Annotated in this window: 30 protein-coding genes and 1 tRNA gene; 3 read left to right on the top strand and 28 right to left on the bottom strand. The window is 62.2% G+C overall.

From position 1 onward, the window contains the following. Positions 1-4: 4 nt before the first annotated feature. The 23 genes from QZ408_RS09185 to QZ408_RS09075 form a co-directional block, all read right to left on the bottom strand. A complete protein-coding gene (locus QZ408_RS09185) occupies positions 5-466 on the bottom strand; it encodes a 50S ribosomal protein L30 (RefSeq protein WP_292491086.1) in 462 nt (153 codons plus the stop codon). Then, positions 467-1084, bottom strand: coding sequence for a 30S ribosomal protein S5 (locus QZ408_RS09180; protein WP_292491084.1), 618 nt, complete (start codon positions 1082-1084; stop codon positions 467-469). 1 nt (position 1085) lies between these two features. Further along, positions 1086-1613, bottom strand: a complete 528-nt coding sequence (locus QZ408_RS09175; RefSeq protein WP_292491082.1) for a 50S ribosomal protein L18 — start codon at positions 1611-1613, stop codon at positions 1086-1088. Then, positions 1613-2065 carry a 50S ribosomal protein L19e gene (locus tag QZ408_RS09170; protein WP_292491080.1) on the bottom strand — a complete coding sequence of 151 codons (453 nt, stop codon included), beginning with the start codon at positions 2063-2065 and terminating at the stop codon, positions 1613-1615. Before QZ408_RS09170 ends, QZ408_RS09175 begins: the two co-directional genes overlap by 1 nt. Further along, a complete protein-coding gene (locus QZ408_RS09165) occupies positions 2058-2489 on the bottom strand; it encodes a 50S ribosomal protein L32e (protein ID WP_292491079.1) in 432 nt (143 codons plus the stop codon). Before QZ408_RS09165 ends, QZ408_RS09170 begins: the two co-directional genes overlap by 8 nt. 5 nt (positions 2490-2494) lie before the next feature. Continuing rightward, on the bottom strand, positions 2495-3019 hold the full coding sequence (locus tag QZ408_RS09160; protein WP_292491077.1) for a 50S ribosomal protein L6: 525 nt from the start codon (positions 3017-3019) through the stop codon (positions 2495-2497). A 14-nt stretch (positions 3020-3033) separates the two neighbouring features. Further along, positions 3034-3426 carry a 30S ribosomal protein S8 gene (locus QZ408_RS09155; RefSeq protein ID WP_292491075.1) on the bottom strand — a complete coding sequence of 131 codons (393 nt, stop codon included), beginning with the start codon at positions 3424-3426 and terminating at the stop codon, positions 3034-3036. 12 nt (positions 3427-3438) lie between these two features. After that, a complete protein-coding gene (locus QZ408_RS09150) occupies positions 3439-3618 on the bottom strand; it encodes a 30S ribosomal protein S14 (protein ID WP_292491073.1) in 180 nt (59 codons plus the stop codon). Between the two features lie 3 nt (positions 3619-3621). Continuing rightward, positions 3622-4125, bottom strand: coding sequence for a 50S ribosomal protein L5 (locus tag QZ408_RS09145; RefSeq protein WP_292491071.1), 504 nt, complete (start codon positions 4123-4125; stop codon positions 3622-3624). Next, on the bottom strand, positions 4122-4850 hold the full coding sequence (locus QZ408_RS09140; RefSeq protein ID WP_292491069.1) for a 30S ribosomal protein S4e: 729 nt from the start codon (positions 4848-4850) through the stop codon (positions 4122-4124). The genes QZ408_RS09145 and QZ408_RS09140 overlap by 4 nt, the downstream gene beginning before the upstream one ends. Continuing rightward, positions 4850-5215 carry a 50S ribosomal protein L24 gene (rplX, locus tag QZ408_RS09135; protein ID WP_292491068.1) on the bottom strand — a complete coding sequence of 122 codons (366 nt, stop codon included), beginning with the start codon at positions 5213-5215 and terminating at the stop codon, positions 4850-4852. The genes QZ408_RS09140 and rplX overlap by 1 nt, the downstream gene beginning before the upstream one ends. Before the next feature lie 13 nt (positions 5216-5228). Further along, the gene (gene rpl14p, locus QZ408_RS09130; protein ID WP_292491067.1) at positions 5229-5627 is read right to left on the bottom strand and encodes a 50S ribosomal protein L14; all 399 of its coding nucleotides are present in this window, start codon (positions 5625-5627) and stop codon (positions 5229-5231) included. Next, positions 5624-5950, bottom strand: a complete 327-nt coding sequence (locus tag QZ408_RS09125; RefSeq protein ID WP_292491065.1) for a 30S ribosomal protein S17 — start codon at positions 5948-5950, stop codon at positions 5624-5626. The genes rpl14p and QZ408_RS09125 overlap by 4 nt, the downstream gene beginning before the upstream one ends. Before the next feature lie 12 nt (positions 5951-5962). Further along, on the bottom strand, positions 5963-6235 hold the full coding sequence (locus QZ408_RS09120) for a ribonuclease P protein component 1 (protein WP_292491064.1): 273 nt from the start codon (positions 6233-6235) through the stop codon (positions 5963-5965). Then, a complete protein-coding gene (gene rpmC / locus QZ408_RS09115) occupies positions 6232-6435 on the bottom strand; it encodes a 50S ribosomal protein L29 (RefSeq protein WP_292491062.1) in 204 nt (67 codons plus the stop codon). Before rpmC ends, QZ408_RS09120 begins: the two co-directional genes overlap by 4 nt. Continuing rightward, positions 6436-7140: a 30S ribosomal protein S3 gene (locus tag QZ408_RS09110; protein ID WP_292491061.1), complete on the bottom strand. Its 705-nt coding sequence runs from the start codon at positions 7138-7140 to the stop codon at positions 6436-6438. Continuing rightward, positions 7140-7601: a 50S ribosomal protein L22 gene (locus QZ408_RS09105; RefSeq protein ID WP_292491060.1), complete on the bottom strand. Its 462-nt coding sequence runs from the start codon at positions 7599-7601 to the stop codon at positions 7140-7142. Before QZ408_RS09105 ends, QZ408_RS09110 begins: the two co-directional genes overlap by 1 nt. Positions 7602-7606: 5 nt before the next feature. Next, positions 7607-8020, bottom strand: a complete 414-nt coding sequence (locus QZ408_RS09100; RefSeq protein WP_292491059.1) for a 30S ribosomal protein S19 — start codon at positions 8018-8020, stop codon at positions 7607-7609. Between the two features lie 10 nt (positions 8021-8030). Beyond that, positions 8031-8750, bottom strand: a complete 720-nt coding sequence (locus QZ408_RS09095) for a 50S ribosomal protein L2 (RefSeq protein WP_292491058.1) — start codon at positions 8748-8750, stop codon at positions 8031-8033. An 11-nt stretch (positions 8751-8761) separates the two neighbouring features. Next, positions 8762-9010: a 50S ribosomal protein L23 gene (locus QZ408_RS09090; protein WP_292491057.1), complete on the bottom strand. Its 249-nt coding sequence runs from the start codon at positions 9008-9010 to the stop codon at positions 8762-8764. Continuing rightward, positions 9007-9756, bottom strand: a complete 750-nt coding sequence (gene rpl4p / locus QZ408_RS09085) for a 50S ribosomal protein L4 (RefSeq protein WP_292491055.1) — start codon at positions 9754-9756, stop codon at positions 9007-9009. The genes QZ408_RS09090 and rpl4p overlap by 4 nt, the downstream gene beginning before the upstream one ends. Before the next feature lie 6 nt (positions 9757-9762). After that, positions 9763-10776 carry a 50S ribosomal protein L3 gene (locus QZ408_RS09080; protein WP_292491054.1) on the bottom strand — a complete coding sequence of 338 codons (1014 nt, stop codon included), beginning with the start codon at positions 10774-10776 and terminating at the stop codon, positions 9763-9765. Between the two features lie 841 nt (positions 10777-11617). Next, a complete protein-coding gene (locus QZ408_RS09075; RefSeq protein ID WP_292491053.1) occupies positions 11618-12022 on the bottom strand; it encodes a Tfx family DNA-binding protein in 405 nt (134 codons plus the stop codon). A 141-nt stretch (positions 12023-12163) separates the two neighbouring features. Here QZ408_RS09075 and QZ408_RS09070 point away from each other — a divergent pair, with 141 nt between their 5' ends. Then, positions 12164-13006: a F420-dependent methylenetetrahydromethanopterin dehydrogenase gene (locus QZ408_RS09070; protein WP_292491052.1), complete on the top strand. Its 843-nt coding sequence runs from the start codon at positions 12164-12166 to the stop codon at positions 13004-13006. A gap of 359 nt (positions 13007-13365) precedes the next feature. On the opposite strand, the gene QZ408_RS09065 is transcribed toward QZ408_RS09070, so the two are convergent. Beyond that, a complete protein-coding gene (locus QZ408_RS09065) occupies positions 13366-14292 on the bottom strand; it encodes a galactose-1-phosphate uridylyltransferase (RefSeq protein ID WP_292491051.1) in 927 nt (308 codons plus the stop codon). Positions 14293-14481: 189 nt separating this feature from the next. Continuing rightward, positions 14482-15489: a 5,10-methylenetetrahydromethanopterin reductase gene (locus tag QZ408_RS09060; protein ID WP_292491050.1), complete on the bottom strand. Its 1008-nt coding sequence runs from the start codon at positions 15487-15489 to the stop codon at positions 14482-14484. 345 nt (positions 15490-15834) lie between these two features. On the opposite strand from QZ408_RS09060, the gene QZ408_RS09055 reads away from it, so the two are divergent. After that, positions 15835-17721: a tubulin/FtsZ family protein gene (locus tag QZ408_RS09055; protein WP_292491048.1), complete on the top strand. Its 1887-nt coding sequence runs from the start codon at positions 15835-15837 to the stop codon at positions 17719-17721. On the opposite strand, the gene QZ408_RS09050 is transcribed toward QZ408_RS09055, so the two are convergent. Then, a complete protein-coding gene (locus QZ408_RS09050) occupies positions 17705-18673 on the bottom strand; it encodes an NrpR regulatory domain-containing protein (RefSeq protein WP_292491047.1) in 969 nt (322 codons plus the stop codon). The two genes, QZ408_RS09055 and QZ408_RS09050, sit on opposite strands and share 17 nt — an antisense overlap. Continuing rightward, on the bottom strand, positions 18670-19095 hold the full coding sequence (locus tag QZ408_RS09045; protein WP_292491046.1) for a dCTP deaminase: 426 nt from the start codon (positions 19093-19095) through the stop codon (positions 18670-18672). Before QZ408_RS09045 ends, QZ408_RS09050 begins: the two co-directional genes overlap by 4 nt. Positions 19096-19150: 55 nt before the next feature. Between QZ408_RS09045 and QZ408_RS09040 the strand changes: the two genes are divergently transcribed. Then, positions 19151-19222: transfer RNA gene (locus tag QZ408_RS09040), tRNA-Arg, on the top strand. A gap of 39 nt (positions 19223-19261) precedes the next feature. Here the strand turns inward: QZ408_RS09040 and QZ408_RS09035 are convergent. Beyond that, positions 19262-19732: fibronectin type III domain-containing protein (locus QZ408_RS09035; protein ID WP_292491044.1), on the bottom strand; the 471-nt coding region annotated here is incomplete at its 5' end.

The raw sequence follows: 19732 nt of genomic DNA, 5'->3' as shown, positions 1-19732 counted from the left end.
AGTCTCACCTCATCTTGTAGAGGAGATCGTTGATCTCGGAACCATAGTAGCCGAGAGCTCCACCCTGCTGAAAGGTTCGCTTGATGGTTTTATAGCCCTTTCGTGGTGGGTGCAGTCTCAGTACCGGCTTGATCTCGGCGAGATCACAGATAGTGGTCTCACCGCTGCACAGCGCCCTCGCGAATTCGTCGATGCCGGCATACGGGGTATGCGCACGGACGTAATCGTCGGTCAGCTGCTCATCCCCGGTCAGTCTGCCCCGGGTACGCAGGAGGGTGGCCAGGGTCTCCGCGTCCACCTCGCCATACGCCACAAAGTCCTTCACCTTGCGGATCATGCCAAGGTACGCCGGCGTATCGGGCACGAGGACGCAGTGGTTGACGTGGTGCAGACGGAGCATCTTTAAGGTGTCCTTAATCTCGCGGTTGGTCTTGACCACGCCGCGCACCTGCACTACCGCGTACATTTACTGCGTCCCCCCGATCCTGACGATGTTCGTCTGCCGGAGCGCCTCGAACGTCGCCTTGGCGTAGTTGATAGTCGTCCGGGTCTGCCCCCGGTTGAAGGCCCAGACATCCTTGATGCCTGCAAGCGTCAGGACCTTCTTCGGGATATCTCCGGTCACGAGACCGATCCCCTGCGGGGCGGGTTTCAGCGTCACCCGGACGCTGCCTGCCTTGCCGGTCACCTCGATGGGGATCGAGTGGGCGGCGTCACAACCGCATTCCCAGCTCCCGCATCCCCGGTAGACCTTGATGAGGTTCACCTTTGCGTCCGTTATTGCCTTCTGGATCGCGTTGCCGACCTGGGCATCCTTGCCCTGACCAAACCCGACGTAGCCGTTCCGGTTGCCGACCACCACGACGGTGCGGAACTTTACACGGCGACCCGAGTCCGTCATCCGCTGGACCATGTTGATGTCCAGCACCTCGTCCTCCAGGTCGGGCAGGAGGAGATCGACGATCTGGGGCTCCTTGATCGGCCTGCCGCTCGCGAGCACCTCATCGATACTGGTGATCTCGCCTGCGGCGACCATGCGCCCGAGACCGGTGAGCGGAATCCATTCTTCCTGTGCGTATGCCATGTCACACCAGCTCCTTCTTGATGGCCAGAGCCACAGCCTCTACATTCGCCACTAGGTTGCCTGCCCGTTCGGGGGCATACCCGGCGATGTGGGCACCCTTGAGCCGCTCCTCGTCGGGGAGGATCGACTCGCCGTAGGGGATATCGAGACCGCCGTCCACCGCCCCTTTGAGGGCGGCAAAGACACGCGCCCCGGGTTTTGCCCGGGCGAGCCCGATATCCAGGATACCCTCTTCATACCCTGCATTCAGCGCCTTGACTGCAAACAGCATCCCGGTCAGGTAGGCGGCCGGGGTGCAGGAGGTCGATCCCTCGTAGCCGTAATCGGCAAGTTCGGCCGAGTATGCAGCCACCAGAGTGCGGTCTCCCTCATTCTCAGGGACGACCAGCTGCACGATGATCTGCCGGTTCGTCTTCCGGACGACCACCCTCGGGCTGCCTGACGACAGGAGCGACATCCGCTTGTAGTAGTCTGTCTTACCCTCGTGCCTTCTCCGGAAGGGCACGAAGTACCGTGGGCCCGTTGCCATTATTTCATCCTCCCTGCCATCGTCTCAACATGAGCCGCGAGATGCGATACGCTCCGGAACTGGCCTCCGGAAGCCCGGCGATACATCACGCGGTAGAGACTCCGCTCGATTCTGCCTTCGTCGCGCATCTCGCGAAGAGCCCGGCGCTGTGCCCGGATCTTGCCGATCCACATGCGCTTGCTCGAAGCGCGGGCACCGGCGGCACCCTTCCTCCGCCCCGGTCCTTTCCGGTGGCCGTAGGAGCGCTGTGCCATCCGCGCGCGTGCCCTGCCACGGCTGTTCCCCTTCACGGCGTGGGCCCTGATCGCGCCCTCCCCGATGAGGTCGCGCAGGTCGTTTCTGGAGATGGCCGCCTCGATATCGGCCTGGCGCTCGGGATCGAACCAGACACGGTTGACCCCGCACTTGAGGATGGCGGCTGCCATCCGCTTCTGGTTGGCGAGATCACTCATCCTCGTTCACCTCTTCTTCGCTTTCGGCAGGCACTTTTGCCGCACGGGTGAGGTCTTTTGCATTCAGCACCTTGAGCCCCAGTTCCAGGGCCCGGGTCTGGATCTCCCCGCGCTTTTTGTTGCCGACGGATCCGCCGATCCGGACAGCCTGGCTCTCCGGGTTCAACCCGGCAAGTTCTGCCGGTGTAAAGACCCGGACCTCCTCATAGCCGCTCGGGTGCATGCCGCGGATTGCGGCAGGGCTCCCATACCCCGGCCGGGGAAGAACGCCCTTTGCTCTGAACTGCCGTCTCTGCTTGTTGTGCAGACCGCGCGGCCGCCGCCAGACATCTTCCAGTTTCGCTTTGCGGTGAAGTCCCCGCCTCTTGAAGGCAGGCTTGTTGTGCCGGGTGCGGACGCGGATCAATCTTCGTGTTTCATCCATTCTTTTCACGCCCTCTCGGTGATGTAGATGCCGTCCTGGAACACCCGGGGATCACGCTTCGTGATCTTCGTCGCGTGCTCGATGTTTGCGGCCGTGTTGCCCACCTTCTCCTTGTCGATACCGGTGAGAGTCACCTCGTCGTTTCCAATCTTGACGGTGACGCCCTCGATGATCTTCGCTGCCCGGGGCTGCTTCTCGCCGAGGAAGTTGCCGATCTCGAGGCGGTTGCCCTGCAGTTTGAGCTGGATCGGGAAGTGGCTGTAGACCACTTTCATACGGTACTCGTAGCCTTCGACGACACCCCGGACCATGCTCTTCACATGTGCCTCGAGCGTGCCGCTCATGGCGAGGAACCGCTTCTTGTCGGATGCCGTGGAGACGACGACTTCGCCGTCTTCAATCCTGACGTCGATCTGCGGGAAACGCATGTCACGGACCAGCGTGCCCTTCGGTCCTGAGACCGTGAGCGCGTTGCCTTCGAGCGCGACGTTCACACCGGGAGGGATCTCGACCTGTCGTGTTATTCCCATAAGCCTCTCCTCCGTCAGTAGACGTATCCCAGCAGCTGCCCGCCGACACCCTCGCCCCGGGCCTGCTCGTGGGAGACGACTCCCTTCGAGGTCGAGACGATCAGGATACCGAAGTTCTTTGCGGGGAGGTACTGCGACTCCCAGTATTCCATATCAGCCATTCCCACCGAGAACCGGGGGGTGATGGCGCCACACTTATTGATCGTTCCGGAGAGCTGGACCCGGAACTGGCCGCCACGGCCGTCTTCGATGAACTCGAAGCCGCCGATAAAGCCGTTTTCCTGCATAACGCGGAGCATTGCGCCCAGGAGCTTGCCGGCAGGTTCGACAATAACCTCGCTCTTTCCAGCGTCGCCGGCATTCTTGATCGTGCTCATCGCGTCAGCGATTGGATTCAGTCGTGCCATATTCTCTCACCCCTAGTTCATCTTCTTGAAGCCCATCTTCCCGGCCCACTCGCGGAAGCACTGGCGGCAGAAATAGATGCCGTATTTACGCACAAGGCCCTGCTTCCGGCCGCAGATGCGGCACTCGTTCGCGCCACGGCCGAACTTCTTTACGCCCTCGCCCGGAGCAGATGCACCTGACTCTTCTGCCATACCTTACACCTCCACCTGGTAGCGCTCGCGCATGAACGCGATGGCTTCATCCTGATTCACTCTCTGCTTTGCCGGCAATTTCCTGCGCTCGACGCTTCTCCTTGCGATCCGCACGCCTCTGCGCTCGAGCACCACGTTGACGTCCATGCCGAAGATACCGATTGCCGGGTCATAGGCCATGCCGGGAAAGTCCGTGTGTTCTTCGATGCCGAAGGAGACGTTGCCCGTCCGGTCGAACTGCGAGACGGCAAGGTGCCGCTCGATGATGTTGAGCGCGGTCTCGACAAACTTCTCGGCGTTCTCCCGGCGCAGGGTGACCTTGCACCCGATGGGTGCGCCCTTCCTGATACCGAATGCCGGCTGGGTCCGCTTTGCGATGGTGCGGACGGGTTTCTGGCCGGTGATCTTCTTCACGAGATCCTCGGCCTTGACCAGCCGCTCACCGCTCTCCCCGACGCCCATATGCACGACGACCTTGTCGATGTAGACATCCTTCATCGCGCTCATGCCGAGGCCTCCAGTTCGGGTGCAATCGCGGAGCGGCCGACCATGAAGACGTACTCCTCGATGGTCTCGAACCGTTCGCCGGCCGAGTCGTCCACAAGGATCACCCGGTTCGGGACGGAGCTCGCGGTCCTCGTGATCTCGACGATCCTCGCGACCTTCCCGGAGTGCTTCCCGCCGACGATCATGGCCACGTTGCCTTCCGCGAAGGGGAAGTGGTCGACGATCCGGAACCGGTCTTCGCCGTCCGTTCCAAGGGTCACGACGATGGAGTCTTTTGCCCTGTAGGTGTTGTCGGCAAGGATGTTTGCGCCGAACGCAAGGTTCAGCTGCACCCTGCCGCCCTTGACGGTGGTCTTGTTCTGCACCTTGCAGAGCCGGGTTTTCGCGGACTCCGCAGAGATCTCAACGGCAATCAGGTTGCCCCGCTTGTCGAGCTGGATGCGGTAGTGCTTCCCGAGTTTCGGGATCGAGACGATGTCAAAGACACCTAGACCCATCTGGGGGTTCCTGCAGGCCCGTCCGTTGACGATGATGTCGCGCTGGTAGAGGATCTTACGGACCTCGCTTGCATTCTGTGCAAGGCCGATATGCTCGCGGAGCCAGACACCGACCGGCAGGGCTCCGGCGCTGTGGGGGCCCGGGGCGGTCTTCATGACGAATTTCTGTACCTTCTTCGGGATATGCCAGGATCCTGGCGCTACCAGTCGTTTGAGATGATTGGACATTATGCTCCGCCTCCGAGTCTCTCCTCACGGAGTTTGTCTTTCAGGTTGAGCTTCGTGATCTGCACGTTCGAGGGGTCGACCGGCCGGGGAACCTCAGTTCCGTCGGATTTGGTCACCATCACGCCGTGCACGACCAGCCGGCACATCTTCATATCGACCGCGTCGACGACGCCTTCTTCACCGGCGAAGTCGCCACGGAGCACCTTCACGGTGTCGCCCTTGACCACACGGGTCCTCCGGGCGTTATACTTCCCGCGGAGGTCGGGGGCGAGCGATGCGGAGAGGAAGCGGCCCCGAGTGTGGTTCGGCGCGTTGTAACGTGCCTTACGCTGTTTTCTCGGTTGTTTGCTGACTATGCGTACCATCCTTCACCACACCTTACACGATGATCGTCGCCATGGAGGCGATCTTTGGGAACCGCTCAGCGATCTCGCGGGGGACAGGGCCCTTGATCTCGGTTCCCTTCGGCTCGCCGCGCTCGTTGATGAGCACCATGGCGTTGTCCTCGAACGAGAGCCGGATGCCGTTCGGCCGGCGAATCTCCTTCTTCTGCCGGATGACGACCGCCTTCTCAAGTTTCCTCCGCATGTCGGGGGTGCCCTTCTTGACGCTCACGGTCGCGACGTCGCCGACGCCCATGCAGGGCTGCCGCCGCCGGACACCGTGGTAGCCGTCGACCGAGACGATCTCCACAAGGCGTGCGCCGGTGTTGTCGGAGCAGACCATCCGGGAGCCGGTGGCGAGGGCACGCGGAATGGTCGACTGCATCGCCTTCATTCCTTCATCACCTCAACCACCACAAAGTTCTTGGTCTTCGAGAGCGGGCGGCACTCCGCAATCCGGACCACATCGCCGACGCCCGCGTTGATGCAGGGCGTGCTGTGGGCATGATACCGGGACCTGCGCTTCTCGTACCGCTTATATTTCTTGACGTAGTGGAGGAACTCACGCTCCACGACGACGGTACCGTTCATACGGTCGCTCACGACTTTGCCGGTAATCACCTGGCCGCGTACCGGCAAAGTGCCGTGAAACGGACAATTTGCGTCCTCACATTCCGTTTCCGGAACGGCGACGTCTAACCCAATGTTTCGTGCCATATTTATCCTCGCTTATCTGATGCGCATACTGATCCGCCGTTCCGGCTGTGTCTCCAGGCTCGAACCATCGATCTCGACGGTCGTGCCGTCAGGGAGCCGGATGCGGAATACGCTGAACCGTTTTGGAATCCGCGTCTCTCCCCGCCCGGTCAGGATGACCAGGGTGTTTTTCGTCTCATCGATGATGCGACCGGACACCCCGACATGACCCGGGTTGCTTGCGCGGGCGACCAGAACGTCGAGGCCGATCAACTCGTGCCGCAGGACGTTCTGGGGAGAGATCATGCGGTCCTCCGTGCGTTCTGCTCGGTCCGGATACGCGCGATCGTCCTCCGGATCTCGCGGATCCTCCCGGGGTTCTCGGTGGCACCGCCGGCGCTGACTTTTCCCCGCTCCTGGATCAGTTCAAGGGAGAGTTTCTGCTCCTGCTCGAGGAGTTCGGTATCGGAGAGTTGTCTCACTTCCTGTGCGCGAAAGATTGCCATTTATCTCTCCTCCATGTACTCCTCGCCGGGGATCGCCTCGAACTCTTCCTCGAACTCCTCGTCGCCGACCTCTTCGGGCTCGGCGGGCTTGGCCGGGGCCTGCTTCGGCGCGGGTGCAAGGACGTCGAAAGTGTCGGGCAGCCGCGCACCCGGCGGGACGATCTTGACCTGGACCCCGATGGTCCCGAGTTTCTTGACGGCGATAGCGTAGCCCTTCTCGACGATCGTCTCGCTGGGCTCGCCACAGTGCTTGACGTAGCCCTCGGTGAACTTCTGGGTCCGTGCCCGGGCGCCGGTCAGTTTCCCGGCGATGATGATCTCGCAGCCGAGCGCACCGGATTCCATCACCCGGCGGATCGTGCTCTGTCCGGCCTTCCGGAAGTACCAGCCACGCTCAAGGGCGTTTGCCAGCCGCTCCGCCATGATCTGGGCGTTGAAGTTGGGGTTCTGGACCTGCTGGACCTCCACCTGCGGCGACTCGATATCGTAGGTGGTAGCGAGATCCTGGGTGAGTTGGCGGACCTGTTTGCCGCCCTTCCCGATCACGATGCCGGGTTTCTCCGCAAAGATGGTCACCTGGGTGCCGAGCGGCGTCCGGGTGATATCCATGCCGCCGTACCCGGCCCGTTTGAGTTCCTTCGTGAGGAACTTCTCGACGCGAACGTTGCGCACGCCGTCAGTGATAAACTTCTTCTCGATTGCCATTACGCCACCTCGGTCACAACGATCTCGATGTTCACGGTCTCCCTGCGCTTCGGGGTGGCGCGGCCCATCGCACGCGGGAAGAAGGCCCGGAGACCACGGCCCGTGTTCGCGGCGACGTGGTCGATCCGGAGGTTTTCGGTATCAAGGCCGATGTACTCGGCGTTCTTCTCGACGGACTCAAGCAGCCTGATGTAGGCTTCCGCGGCCTTGACCGGGTACCGGCCCGCCGCCCACCGGTCGAGGCCCCGTTTGTGGGCGACGTTCCGGTTGAACCGCTTGAAGGGGATGGCCTTCTTCAGCTCCACCACATCTGCGAGGTACGCCTTTGCTTCGGTGGTGGTCATCGTCCGGATGAACCTGGCAATCTCGATCGAGTGCTTGGGTGAGACGGGAAGTTCGTTCGCCTTTGCGCGAGCGACGTTCTCCCCCTCAATCTTTGCTGAATATTCAGTTCTTGCCATAGCCATCACTTCAGCGGGACGTACTTGCTCGACCGGGTTGCACCGATACCGGCGCTGCCGTGGGAGACCCTCTTACGGGTCAGTGCAAACTCTCCAAGGTAGTGGAAGACCGCCTCAGGCTGGATCTCCACCTTCTGGAACTCCTTCCCGTTGTGGATCAGGATTGTCTTCCCGATCATCTCGGGCATGACGATCATGTCACGCAGGTGGGTGCGGATGGTCTCATCCCCCGACCGGACATCGGCAAGGAGTTTCTCGTGCTCCCGGGAGAGACCCCGGTCAAACTTCCTGCGTGCCCGGGCCGGCATGATCGGCAGCAGCTCGGAGAGAGCCATCTGCTGCAGGTCCTCAACGGAGTGGCCGCGATAGGTGAACTCCTCACGCCGCCGCGGCATTCGTTTTTGTATCTTCTTTGCCATGATTCACCCCTCACTTCTTCCACTTGCCGGTTCTCCGGGCGGCAATATGCCCTACCTTCCTCCCCGGGGACGTTCCGTGGGATACAGTCTTTGGCCGCCCGCAGTGCTGGTGACCGCCGCCACCGAACGGGTGGTCGATGACGTTCATGCAGACACCCTTGACGCGGGGCCACTTCTCGGCGGAGGACTTGACATGGAAGTGCTTCTTTCCTGCCTTGGCGAACGGTTTCTCGCCCCGTCCGCCGCCGGCAACGATACCGACGGTTGCCATGCAGACACCGCTGAACCACTTGTTCTTGCCGCTTGGCATCCGGACGCCGACTCTGCCGTCGTCGGCCTTCCCGATGACGAGGGCCTGGACGCCGCTTGCGCGGACGAACCTGCCGCCGTCGTTGGGCCTGGCCTCGATGTTGCAGATGTATGCACCGACCGGAATCTCCTGGAGCGGCAGGGTGTTTCCGTTCTTCACGGCGCCTCCCGGCCCCCAGGTGACCGTATCCCCGACACCGAGCCCTTCGGTGGCAAGGACGTAGACCTTCCGGCCGTCTTCGAGCCTGGTGAGAGCGATCGGCGCGTGGCGGGCGGGGTCGTGCTCTATATCGACGACGCGCCCGGAGATCAGGGCGGTGTTCTTCCCGGCGTGCCGGAGCTCGGCCTTATACCGGTGCGACGGTGCACGGTAGGTCGGACCGCCTTTACCGCGGTTCTGCGCTATAATTCGGTGTGCCATCGTCACTCACCTTACATTATTCCCAGCCGGCTGAGGATCTCTTCAGCCGCCTTTTCATCCGAAAACTTTACAATGGCCTTCTTTTCGCCTTTCATCGTCATCATGGTTCGGATCTCGGCCACGTCCTGCTCGAAGGCCGACTCCAACTCGCGCTTGATCTCCGACTTCGTGGCGTTCCTCTGCACGATAAACTGGAGTTTGTTCTCGCCTTCGAGCATCATCGTTGCCTTTTCAGTAACGAACGGGTGTTTCAGTGTCATGAGAACTCCTCCAGCCTCCTGATTGCAGACTCCGTCCAGACCGTCAGGCGTCCTGCCTGCGTGCCGGGTGCGAGCAGTTCGGTGTTGAGCTGGTTGACCGCCACAACATCGACGCCGGCAAGGTTCCGGGCCGCCCTGAGCGGTTCGTTCCCGGTGACGATGAGAATGCTCTTGCGCTGCTTGTAGCGGCGGCCGCGCATGGTGCCGCGCCCTGCGCGGACCTTCCTGCTGCCCTTTGCCCGCTCGACATCGGCGTAGACTCCGAGTGCAGAGAGCGCCGCGATGACGTCGCCCGTCCGGGTGACCTCCTCGAACCGGTCCTCAAAGACCAGCGGGAGGTCGCCCTCAAAGAGGTGCCCGCGCCCGCGGACGAGGTCCTGGGACGTGCTGGCTGCGATTGCAGACCGGAGAGCCTTCTGCTTCTCTTTTCTGTTGATCTCCTTGACGAGGATCTTTGCGACCTTCGGGGGATGGGCTGCACGCCCGCCGGTTGCCTGCGGAACCCGGGCCACCCTGCTTCCGTTCTTTAAGCGGGGGACCTGAGCGACACCCCGCCCGCTACCCCAGGACTCTGCCGAGGTGCGGATGCCGGCATAGGGGTCTGTCCCGTGCGGCTGGAACCGGGTGCTCTGGAGCGCGAGGACTGCCCGCTTAATCAGGTCGGGCCTGTACTCTTCATTGAATATTTCCGGGAGATCGATCTCGTGGGCGATCTCGCCTGTCAGTGTTCGAACCTGTGCCTTCATCGCTGCTCACCCCTGCTTGCTCTGCGCGCTGACAAAGCTGATCGTCGGCGTGCGGATGGTGTGTTCACCGAGCCGTATCGCGGGCCGTATCCGGACGAGACGCTTGTTCGGCCCGGGGACGGAACCCTTGATCAGCACGTAAGGACCGCGCACGAGGCCGTAGTGGAGGAAGCCGCCTGCCGGGGTTATCTCATCGCCGTTCGCACCGATCTTCAAGATCCGTTTGTTGAACTCGGTGCGCTGCTGGTAGCCCATCTGGCCCATCTGGGGCACCTGCCACCGGACGTGGTGCGGGTGCCACGGGCCGAGGTTGCCGATGTGGCGCTTTTTGCCGCCCCGGGAGTGTTTCCGCTTCCGGACCTGGACGCCCCAGCGCTTTACGGGCCCTTCGGTGCCCTTACCGGTGGTGACGGCAGTCACGTCGACGTATTCGCCGACCTTGAGGTTCCCGGAGATCGTAACCTCTTTCCCGAGGATCCCGGCGGCGTAGGCGATCTGGTCGTCAAGGCTTCCGCCGGCGATCCGCATCTCCATCAGGTCGGGGACCTTCTTCGGGACGCCGGTGAGTTCCATGGGCCGGGTGTAGGTGAGGGCGTAGAGTTCCGTGACCCTGCCCTCGCCGATTGCGTTCCGGATGGCCTCAAGGGCCGCGGCGGTGTCGTGGTTCTTCGGGACGTTGATCCGCCGGGACAACTCCCCATCGAGGTCGGTCGTCCAGGCCTCGGTCAGCGCGTGCTTCCCGTAGGTATCCTCGCAGTATGCGCGCACGCCTGCCACCCGCATGGGCGGGACCTCAACCACAGTCACCGGCACCATCACATCCCTGCCTTCGGTGGGGCTGCTCTTGTGGTCGTCCACCATGATGACGTGGGTCATCCCCACCTTGTACCCTGCAAATCCCTGCACGGCCGGGGCTCCCTTGTACTCCGGCCATGAGCCATACCGGGGAACCGGGCTCTTTGCCCGTTTTCGCGGGCTGTACGCGAGGGATCCTCTGCGTGGCCTGTTAAACTTCGGCATGTTTCAATCAACCCTTCGTGCGTTGTAGTGTGATGCACTGCCCTGCAGGCCTGCTGCAGGGCGATGCGTGCGCCGAATCCCGTGCCGGACGCACCGGCACGATCGGTCTTCTGGCGAACCCATACCGGGCAGGACATCGAACATCCGGGCGAAAACGCCCGGATGTGAAGGGAAACAGTTGATGGAGGCAGCGGAGCGTGAGGACGGGGGAGACGTCTGTCTCCTGCTCCACATCCCGATCGCTCTCCGCTGCCGGCCCAGGTGTGCCACCCGGGTACGCTCCAGTCGTCGCCAATAGATCCTGACTCTCTGACGCTTCCGGGAAGAGAGTTCCCGGAACCGGGCGCGCTGCACTGGCGTTGGCCCAGCGTCTCGATCAGATCCAGCTCCTGTCATCCCGTTGTGACGAGCACAACTCCGTATCGACATCGGCCCTCCGTGAGGAGGGTTCGTCCTTCGCTTTGTCTGGTACCTCCTGCACCCTCCTGCCGCGGGTCTCTGATCCGGTTATCTTACGGATCCAGAGAGTTCCCGGAGATCGGAGGCACGTAAAGTGCCGATCACTCCCCGGGTCCGGGCAGGATTGTACAGAGCGGTTTCTTAAACATTACTTAAAAGGAGATATAAACCTTGTTATCCGTTCTCCCAAAAATTTGCGCCGGATGGGTGGTGCTGCAGGCGCGGCACCGGCCCCCCGGACTGAACGGCCGACTGGATGAACGAAGGGCTGCGAGGATGGTGTTGCCGCAAAACAGGCGAAAGACTCCCATTTTCAGGGCTCCCGCTCCGGCCGGGCCACCCTGGCACATGACCCGCGCGTGTGCGCGCCCCGGGGTCCGCGTCATCCAAAGTACAGATCGCCGTCCTGGTTGATGTAGACCTCGACATCGTCACGGACCTGCCTGCCCCTGAACCGATCAGGATTTGCATCCCTGAGCCTGTTGATGAGCGATATCGTGTCATACTTGACTTTTACCCCCATCTTCTCGGCTTCGGCGTAGATGACCTCGGGAGCTTTGAGCAGGTCGAGGCCGCCCTCGAGCGTGCAGAGGTGTGCGGCGTCGAGTGTATAGAGAAACTCAAGCGTCTCACGCGCACGCGCTATATTCTCGAGAGCGGCCTTCTCGATGGTACAGACGTTTGCCTTTGAGGTTTTTATAATGTCCGCGATCTGTTGTTGCGTCAGTCCTTTCTTCCGGTAACGCAACACTTCCTTCTGGCGATCGGTAAGCAGACCTTGTTTCATCAGGATTATATATGGTCGTGATAAATTTAAACACTTTTCCTTAACCACCCCTCTTCGACCGCACTTTTCGGGGCCATTTCAAAATGTTTATATGAGAACTTGGCGATACTATCGTGTTCTCAAATTTTGAGAGGTGTTAAAGTGGTTGTTAAAGTTGGAATTGCGAAACTGGGAAATATCGCCAGCGGTGTAATGGGTGAACTCCTCCTCGACGAGCGTGCCGACCGTGAGGATATGATCACCTTCATGGCAACCTCCGGCACGAAGCTGCAGCCTGAGGATATTGACCGCGTGGTCAGCAACATGAAGGCATGGGGCCCGGACTTCTGTATCGTCGTCTCCCCGAACGGTATCCTCCCCGGACCCACCAAGGCCCGTGAGGACCTCGCAGCGGCCGGAATCCCCTGCATCGTCATCACCGACGACGTCACCACCAAGAAGGAGCAGTTCGAGGCGCTCAAGGCGAGCAACTTCGGCTACATCATCATGAAGGCCGACGCCATGATCGGCGCCCGCCGTGAATTCCTCGACCCCATCGAGATGGCGGATTACAACGGGAACCTCGTCAAGGTCCTCGCCATCACCGGCGCGTTCCGCAAGATGCAGCTGGAACTCGACAAGGTGATCGACCAGGTGAAGGCAGGCAAGAAGGGCGCGGACCTTGCGCTCCCGAAGGTCGTCATGACCTCCGACAAGGCCGTGGAGGGCGAGTTCAGCAACCCCTACGCGCTCGCGAAGGCCCGTGCCGCCTACGAGATCGCACAGTCGGTTGCCGGCGTCAACGTCAAGGGCTGCTTCATGACGAAGGAGTGGGAGAAGTACATCCCGATCGTCTCAAGCGCTCACGAGATGATGCGCCAGGCCATGTACCTCTGCGAGGAGGCCCGTGAGCTCGAGAAGGCCATGGACGGCGTGATCAGGAAGCCCCACAAGAAGACTGGCGAGATCGTCTCGAAGACGAAACTCATCAGCAAACCCGAGTAAATTCAATAGCACTTCCCTTTTTTCGTGTTCTCGCTGTGATATGATCTCTGGATCGGCGAAGTTACTGCATCGGGTCATCTAATTCCGGGTGGTCCGGCGCCCGGGCGGACCGCCGATGAACCGCGCAGGTCGGATCACGCGTTGTCGCAAAGAGCGCAAAGATCGGTGGATCGTCGTGAGCAACGCTCCCCCGCGGCTTCGCACCCTTCGCGCGAGGCTCTATCGCTATCCGCACCAGGTACCTCTCGCGTTGCCGCGGAAGTTCGCGAAGATTGGTAGACGGGCGTAAAACGCTCCTTCGCATCCTCCGCGCAAAGTAACGGTGAAGGGATACCGGCGGTCCCGTGCGAAGCGCTGTATCACTTCCCGCCCGAAAAGAGCGTGCCCAGGTCTTCCGGGAGCGTCAGGATGACCGGCTCCAGGTGCAGCCGCTCCATGAACGCCGAGTCGCACATGGAGAGACTGTTTGGGTTTAACCGCGCGATGAGGGAGCAGAATGCCCGGTGGCCCCGCCCCACCCGGGGGGCGTCAAAGAAGATCGCGGCATTGAAGGCGTGCGTCCCGAGGCCCCGGTAGAACTCGATGACCCGGAGGATCCCGTCGGCCAGCGGCTCGATGTAGGGTCCGAGGTCGGCAAGCGTCGATACCGGGAGGATCCCCCGCACCTCCCGTTCGCCGAGGGGGACGGGGCTTGCCGACCAGAAGATCTCGTCCTCGAAGAGGAACCGGCCGGAGCAGCGCTCGCGCTCCACCAGGTCGTCCCAGTAGAGGCGGCCGTGGTCGGCAAGATACCGGCGGCCGGCGGCGATGTAGAGGCCCGCAAGGCAGGTGGGCTCCGGGTCGGCGATGCCCTGCAGGTGTGGGTGGACGATGCTCGCACCGGCCGAAGGGAGGTAGTTCCAGTTGATGCTCGCGTAGCCGGAAGACCGGGACAGGGCTTCTGCCGTGCCGGATATGGCGTCGGCGAGGCACCGGACGCTGAACCGGCCGGCCGCGTGGTCGGGCGTGATCACCGTGACCACGTGGTGCTCTGCAAACGGGTAGAGGTTCGGGAACGTTACGCTCTCCCCGCACCGGAGGCGGCTGCCGTCCTCAAACGTCGGGGTGGAGACATTTATGGTATCGGGGCAGAACGGACAACCTTCACGGGAGGGGGACAGGGCGGGAGCGGTGTCGATCTGCCGTTCGACCCGGACGGGACTGATCCGGCACCGGATACCGGTGAGGGACTCCCGGCGGTACTGGAGGACTCCTCGCTTGGTCCGGATCTCGCGGGTGGTGAACATGACCCTTCGTATTCCGATTGGCGCGCCGACCCTATAAAACCCTGTCCGGGTTGCCGGCGATGGAGGCCGGGGGCTCCTCGTGGGACGTATGGTGCCCGGAAAACCCGGGGGTGCCTGTGGATCGGCCCGCACGAGCTCTTCGCCGGGGCCTGAACGTTTCCGAGAAAAAATGATGAGGGTTTTCCCGCTTTAGACAATGTACTTGCCGAGCAGGCGGATGGAGTTGGTCATGTCGGGGCCGAGCGGCGAGCCGAAGATGATCTGGGTAACTCCGGACTTTGCGAGATCCTCGCACTTCTGCTTGACCATATCTGGGGTTCCGGCGATGGTGAAGGCGTCGATCTCCTTGTCGGTAACGAGTCCGCCGACGGTCTTGAAGTCGAAGCGGCCGAGCGCCTCCTTGATCTTCGCGACGTTGTTGAGGTCGAGGCCGTGGCGCTGCAGGAGCGGGGGCGGGGAGCCTGCGGCGATGAATGCAGCTACAATCTTTGCGGCGTTCCGGGCCTTCTTCTCGTCCCTGTCGATGGACATGGCGGTGTAGGCGCCGACGTCGAATTTCTTCTTGCCGACCTTCTCCATCGCCTGCTTGATGATCGGGATGGCAATATCGAAGTCCTTGGGGTTCGAGGCGTTGATCAGGGCTCCCTCACCGACCTCGCCGGCAAGTTCGAGCATCTTGGGCCCCTGGGCACCGATGTAGACGGGGATGCCCTTCTTGCCGGGCAGGGTGACACCGGTCAGCTTGGCGCCGTCGTAGTCGAAGAACTCCATGTTGCCGGTCTTCTTGACCTCCTCACCGGTGAGGAGTTTCTTGATCTGCTCGACACCCTCTTTCAGGCGGGCGACGGGCTTTGCGGGGTCGATGGCGAGCTTCGGGAGTGTCGAGAGGTCGCCGGGTCCGATGCCGAGGACGGCACGTCCGTCGGAGATCTCGTTTAAGGTAGCCATGAAGGATGCGATGGCTGCGGGGGTATCGGTGAACGTATTCATGATGCCCGGCCCCATCTTGATCGTGTCGGTGTTCGCCGCGATCATGGCGAGGGTCGGGTATGCATGACGGTTGTTGTAGTGGTTGGTGATCCAAGCATAGTCGATATCCTTCGACTCTGCAAGCTTGGTGTAGGTCACCACCTGCTTGACGTTGACTGCTCCGGGCACAAATTCAATTCCATATGTAGTCAAGGCTATGCACCTCATTGAGTAGTTACGTGCAGAGAGTTATATATATTACCATTTTGTGCTCGCTAAACGACACGTACCGCACATGTAGTGCAAAATGGAGGGATGTAACGGGTTTAGAAGGGCATCCGGTGACTGTTCTCTCTTATCCTGCAGGGGACGCCAGCGCGGGGAAATGAAACCGGAAAATTCAAATATGGAACGTTTGTGAACGGATGCGCTCCGGGGCCCGGGGACGTACAGAAATATATAAGTTTGTCTGCCCACATACTCATCAGTAGTTCCGGGTGATATGCGCGCTCTTTTTCGCGTCAACGGTCATCCCGGGCATGCGAAGGTTCGAGGATCGGGGAGTAGAACAGTATGCGGGTGCTGGCGATCGGGCTCGGGGGCGCGGGGTCACGGGTTGTGGATAACCTCTACGACCATGACAGGCGGAGCAAAGTCTGCTGCATGAGTGCGGTAGCAATCGACATCGACCCGAACTCCCTGATCCAGCTCCGTCACCTCCCGGATCCCGCGAGGATCTTCTTCCCGAGGATCGACCCGGCGGGCCAGGGCGAGATCGTGAACGTGATCGATATCGAGGAGGTCATGACCCGCATCCAGGGCATGGACACAATGGAGATCGATGCCATCCTGCTCTGTTGCGGGCTCGGGGGCAACGTCGCCGATATCGCGCCGCTCATCATCGGCGAACTCCGGAAGTCCTATATGGAGCCGATCTTCGCCCTCGCCGTCCTGCCGTGCCTCAACGAGGGGAAGCGGGTCTCGGCAAAGGCCGCCGACGACCTCGATACGCTTCGGGGGCTTGTCGATGCCGTCATCCTCTTCGATAACGAGACCTGGTCGCAGAAGATCAGGGCTGCCGCGGCCGCGGCCGGAAAGGAGAATGCCGGGATCATGGACCAGCTGCGCCGGAACCCGCGTCCGGGGGCGCTCGACCCGCGGACCCAATACGGCCTGCTCAACGAGCGGATCGCCCGCCAGATCGGCCTCCTCCTCCGCGCCGGCGAGTTCAACGAGTCCGGACTCGACGTCGCCGAGGTTGTCCTGGATGCCGGGGAGGTGCTCAACACCCTGAAAGGGAACGGCCTCGTTGCGGTCGGCTACGCCGCCGAACGCCTGCCGTCCGGGTGGCTGGACCGGATCTACCGGCGGCGATCGCTGAAGTACTTCATCCAGGGCTCCCAGGAGAAGGCGGCCCGGATCGTCTCGCTCGCGAAGAAGGCGGTCTATGAGGAGGTATCGGTCCCCTGCGACCTCACGAGCGCCGACAAGGCGCTCGTCCTGATCGCGGGGCCTTCTGCCGAACTCTCGATGAAGGGGTTCCAGACCGTCAGGAAGTGGATCGACCGGAACATCGCCGGCCTCGAGATGCGTTCCGGCGACTACCCCGTGAAGAACACATCGTTTGTCGGGATCATCATCGTGCTCTCGGGGCTCGCGAACGTTCCCCGCGTCGAAGATCTCCGGGAGATCCGGGCCGAGTACCGGCTCGAGTGCGAGGAAGAGGCGCTGAGGGCCGAAGAGGAGAGAGCCCGGGCACCGGGGGGCGCTCCGGAGGTGCCGGAGGAGGAGGGAGATGCCCTGGAGTTCGCCTCCCCCCTTGAATCGGCGTTTCTCGAGGAGAGTGACTCTATGGCAGAACAGTCTACAGCAGGAAAGGACGAGATGATCGTGCTTACGGGCAGCGGCAGAAGCGGTGATGCGGGCAGAGATGACACCATCGATATGCTCCCGAGAGCCGCGAAGAACCATGATGACGGCGCCGTCATCCTTCCCCCGAAACAGGGCGGGCGGGAGATTGACCTCACCGGGTCGGCATCGGTCACCTCGTCTATGCCTGCGCCGAAGAATTCCGCCTTCGGCCCAAAGGGCATCAACATCGCGAAAAACGCCCCAAAAGACGATGCAGTGCTCTACTCCGCACCCGTCCGCCCGGTACAGCGCCCGAAGGACGGGGCGCTCACCGGCGATGCGGTTGTGCTGGACCGCGGGGTGCGGCGGCCACGCGACGGGATCCTCGATGAGCCCGGTCTGCAGATGCGCGGGGCGGCTCCCGCACCGAAGGACGCCCCGCTGGATCAGACCGGCCGGGGGTTCGGCCGCGGGGGACCCCGCCCGAAGGAGGTGGACCCCTCCCGCGGGAGGCTCGATGTGATCGATGCAGTCGAGCGGCCGAAGAAGAAAGTGGAGAAGAAACCGGACGACGACCGCGACGACGGCGGGATCACCTGGATCCGGTAGCACCCGTTATTCTTTCAAATGGTATGGTCCCGGCACCGATCTCGGTCCTGATGGCGTAGCCCTTCTCAACGGCGTTTGCCACCATGTTCATGCCGCTGAAGGCGACGACGGAGAGCCGGTAGGGGTGCCTCGGGAGGTTGAACTCCCCGATCCCGTTCCCGGCAGGGAAGGTGAACCCGCACTCCATCATCAGGCCGGCAGCCTCCTCCACCCGGTCCCGCGCGGCCGCCGGGACCGCACGGACGTTTGCCAGCGCCACACCGGCCCGGGTTGTCACCAGCCGGTTGATCGCGGTGAGCCCGGCGGATATGAAGAGGTGGAGCGGGTCGACCGAGGTTCCCCGGTAGCCGATGAGGTCGAGGAACCCGGCAGAGCCGTTCTCATCGACGGCCATCCTCCCCGCGTACTCAAGCCTCGCGGGTATGCCCATCTTCTGGAGGACACCGTCGAGGGTGACGCTGCAGGCCGTCATGATCCCGACATGGCCGTCAGGTATCCGGGGGTCGGCATCGACGATCCGGTAGGTGCTGAGGAACCCGTAGCCGCTCTCTGCCACCTCGTCGAAGGCTGCCGTGACGCCCGGGAGGTCCTCCTCCCGCACGAAGGAGAGGTTGTAGGCGACGCTTCCGGTCCCGGTCGCCGGGTTGAAGGTGCTCCGGAAGGAGAGCTGCTCGAGCCTCGATATGATGAAACCGATCCGTTCGTCGACGAGCGCGCTCTCGCTCTCGGCGGTCCCTGCCTCGGTGAGGATACGTCCCCGGTTTCCGATCTTCTCCGTGAACCCCATCTCGTCGAGGTACTGGAGGTAGTACTGGACGGCGCGGTCGCTCAGGACGAACCCCCGCTCGGCCATCTTCTCGCTCAACCTCTTTGCGCCCAGGGGTTCGTGCGACTCCGCGAGGATCCGGAGGAGCTCAAGATACTTCCGTTCCGAGCGTATGGAGGGGCTCATCGCGTATGCACCGCGCCAAGACTGTCCTGGTATCTGCCCTGGTAGAGCCGGTCGCCGTTTCTGACTTCCTGGATGACCATCTGGACGATCCGGTCTCCTGGAGCCAGGGTTATGGGTTCCGGCCCCATGTTGGTCAGGCAGAGGGTCAGCTGGCCGCGAAACCCGGGATCGACAAACCCGCCGCCGAGGATGACGCCCCGGCGGGCGAGCGAGGAGCGGCACCGGAGGGTTGCCGCGAGGTCGGCGGGGAGTTCTACCCGCTCGATCGAGGGGACAAGGGTGCATGCGTTGCACGGGAGCACGGTTGCCCCGGCCACGCGGAGGTCGTATGATGCGGGCTGCTGGGATACGCTGTGGTACGGCTCGATGACGAGATCGCCGTCCTCGCGCCTGCGAACAATTTCGCTGGATGAGAGGATCATTGTACAGAGTACTGGCATAAAAACGCTTAATAACTTATGATAGAAACCCATGTGGGGACCCATGGGGTAGAGGACATCCTTTTGGGCTTCGAACCCAAGGACGCGGGTTCAATTCCCGCTGGGTCCGTCATTTCTTCCCGGGTGCACCCGGTGCACCCTGAAAAAATTATGAGAGCTTGATATACGCTGTTTGTCGTTCTCCGACCCGGATCGGGGGGAAGAGCACCCCGGCGTCGGGCGCGTCATCTGCTGAGGCGCGTACCCGGACCCGGTACTCCCCGGGCGGGAGGTCCCGGACATCAAGGGTGGCGACGCCCCCGGTCGCGGTGCTGCCTGCGGTCAGGGTGTCGAACCGCACCCAGGAGAGGCCGCCGTCGTTTGAGTACTCCACGACCTCAGTCACGGTTCCCGCCCCGGTGTACGAGAGGTCCCAGGCGGCGGTGAGGAACTCCAGGGCCGGTTCTGCGCAGGTGTAGCGCGGGTTCGCGAGTTGAAGCGTCCCGGAGCCGAGGCCTGTGTTGGTGAGGTCCGGCACGGCCGTGATGAAGGTGTCGGGAAGGTCGAGTTCTGCTGCTCCTTCGTTGAAGCGTATCTTCGATCCGGGCCCGAAGATGTTGATGTTGCCGTCGGTGAGCAC

This window comes from Methanoculleus sp. 10 (assembly GCF_913757945.1).
Lineage (GTDB): Archaea > Halobacteriota > Methanomicrobia > Methanomicrobiales > Methanoculleaceae > Methanoculleus.
This window is presented reverse-complemented; position numbering and strand designations above follow the sequence as displayed.

What these genes read in the sequence shown, in the direction of transcription:
- QZ408_RS09185 (WP_292491086.1), bottom strand. Translation starts at nt 466, where the DNA reads ATGTACGCGGTAGTGCAGGTGCGCGGCGTGGTCAAGACCAACCGCGAG.
- QZ408_RS09170 (WP_292491080.1), bottom strand. Translation starts at nt 2,065, where the DNA reads ATGAGTGATCTCGCCAACCAGAAGCGGATGGCAGCCGCCATCCTCAAG.
- rpmC (WP_292491062.1), bottom strand. Translation starts at nt 6,435, where the DNA reads ATGGCAATCTTTCGCGCACAGGAAGTGAGACAACTCTCCGATACCGAA.
- QZ408_RS09050 (WP_292491047.1), bottom strand. Translation starts at nt 18,673, where the DNA reads ATGAGCCCCTCCATACGCTCGGAACGGAAGTATCTTGAGCTCCTCCGG.
- QZ408_RS09080 (WP_292491054.1), bottom strand. Translation starts at nt 10,776, where the DNA reads ATGCCGAAGTTTAACAGGCCACGCAGAGGATCCCTCGCGTACAGCCCG.
- QZ408_RS09180 (WP_292491084.1), bottom strand. Translation starts at nt 1,084, where the DNA reads ATGGCATACGCACAGGAAGAATGGATTCCGCTCACCGGTCTCGGGCGC.
- QZ408_RS09160 (WP_292491077.1), bottom strand. Translation starts at nt 3,019, where the DNA reads ATGGGAATAACACGACAGGTCGAGATCCCTCCCGGTGTGAACGTCGCG.
- rpl14p (WP_292491067.1), bottom strand. Translation starts at nt 5,627, where the DNA reads ATGAAGGCGATGCAGTCGACCATTCCGCGTGCCCTCGCCACCGGCTCC.
- QZ408_RS09125 (WP_292491065.1), bottom strand. Translation starts at nt 5,950, where the DNA reads ATGGCACGAAACATTGGGTTAGACGTCGCCGTTCCGGAAACGGAATGT.
- QZ408_RS09055 (WP_292491048.1), top strand. Translation starts at nt 15,835, where the DNA reads ATGCGGGTGCTGGCGATCGGGCTCGGGGGCGCGGGGTCACGGGTTGTG.
- QZ408_RS09100 (WP_292491059.1), bottom strand. Translation starts at nt 8,020, where the DNA reads ATGGCAAAGAAGATACAAAAACGAATGCCGCGGCGGCGTGAGGAGTTC.
- QZ408_RS09110 (WP_292491061.1), bottom strand. Translation starts at nt 7,140, where the DNA reads ATGGCAATCGAGAAGAAGTTTATCACTGACGGCGTGCGCAACGTTCGC.
- QZ408_RS09060 (WP_292491050.1), bottom strand. Translation starts at nt 15,489, where the DNA reads ATGAGGTGCATAGCCTTGACTACATATGGAATTGAATTTGTGCCCGGA.
- QZ408_RS09145 (WP_292491071.1), bottom strand. Translation starts at nt 4,125, where the DNA reads ATGAGCGCGATGAAGGATGTCTACATCGACAAGGTCGTCGTGCATATG.
- QZ408_RS09120 (WP_292491064.1), bottom strand. Translation starts at nt 6,235, where the DNA reads ATGATCTCTCCCCAGAACGTCCTGCGGCACGAGTTGATCGGCCTCGAC.
- QZ408_RS09095 (WP_292491058.1), bottom strand. Translation starts at nt 8,750, where the DNA reads ATGGCACACCGAATTATAGCGCAGAACCGCGGTAAAGGCGGTCCGACC.
- QZ408_RS09175 (WP_292491082.1), bottom strand. Translation starts at nt 1,613, where the DNA reads ATGGCAACGGGCCCACGGTACTTCGTGCCCTTCCGGAGAAGGCACGAG.
- QZ408_RS09045 (WP_292491046.1), bottom strand. Translation starts at nt 19,095, where the DNA reads ATGATCCTCTCATCCAGCGAAATTGTTCGCAGGCGCGAGGACGGCGAT.
- QZ408_RS09075 (WP_292491053.1), bottom strand. Translation starts at nt 12,022, where the DNA reads ATGAAACAAGGTCTGCTTACCGATCGCCAGAAGGAAGTGTTGCGTTAC.
- QZ408_RS09140 (WP_292491069.1), bottom strand. Translation starts at nt 4,850, where the DNA reads ATGTCCAATCATCTCAAACGACTGGTAGCGCCAGGATCCTGGCATATC.
- rplX (WP_292491068.1), bottom strand. Translation starts at nt 5,215, where the DNA reads ATGGTACGCATAGTCAGCAAACAACCGAGAAAACAGCGTAAGGCACGT.
- QZ408_RS09065 (WP_292491051.1), bottom strand. Translation starts at nt 14,292, where the DNA reads ATGTTCACCACCCGCGAGATCCGGACCAAGCGAGGAGTCCTCCAGTAC.
- rpl4p (WP_292491055.1), bottom strand. Translation starts at nt 9,756, where the DNA reads ATGAAGGCACAGGTTCGAACACTGACAGGCGAGATCGCCCACGAGATC.
- QZ408_RS09150 (WP_292491073.1), bottom strand. Translation starts at nt 3,618, where the DNA reads ATGGCAGAAGAGTCAGGTGCATCTGCTCCGGGCGAGGGCGTAAAGAAG.
- QZ408_RS09105 (WP_292491060.1), bottom strand. Translation starts at nt 7,601, where the DNA reads ATGGCAAGAACTGAATATTCAGCAAAGATTGAGGGGGAGAACGTCGCT.
- QZ408_RS09165 (WP_292491079.1), bottom strand. Translation starts at nt 2,489, where the DNA reads ATGGATGAAACACGAAGATTGATCCGCGTCCGCACCCGGCACAACAAG.
- QZ408_RS09090 (WP_292491057.1), bottom strand. Translation starts at nt 9,010, where the DNA reads ATGACACTGAAACACCCGTTCGTTACTGAAAAGGCAACGATGATGCTC.
- QZ408_RS09155 (WP_292491075.1), bottom strand. Translation starts at nt 3,426, where the DNA reads ATGGCACGACTGAATCCAATCGCTGACGCGATGAGCACGATCAAGAAT.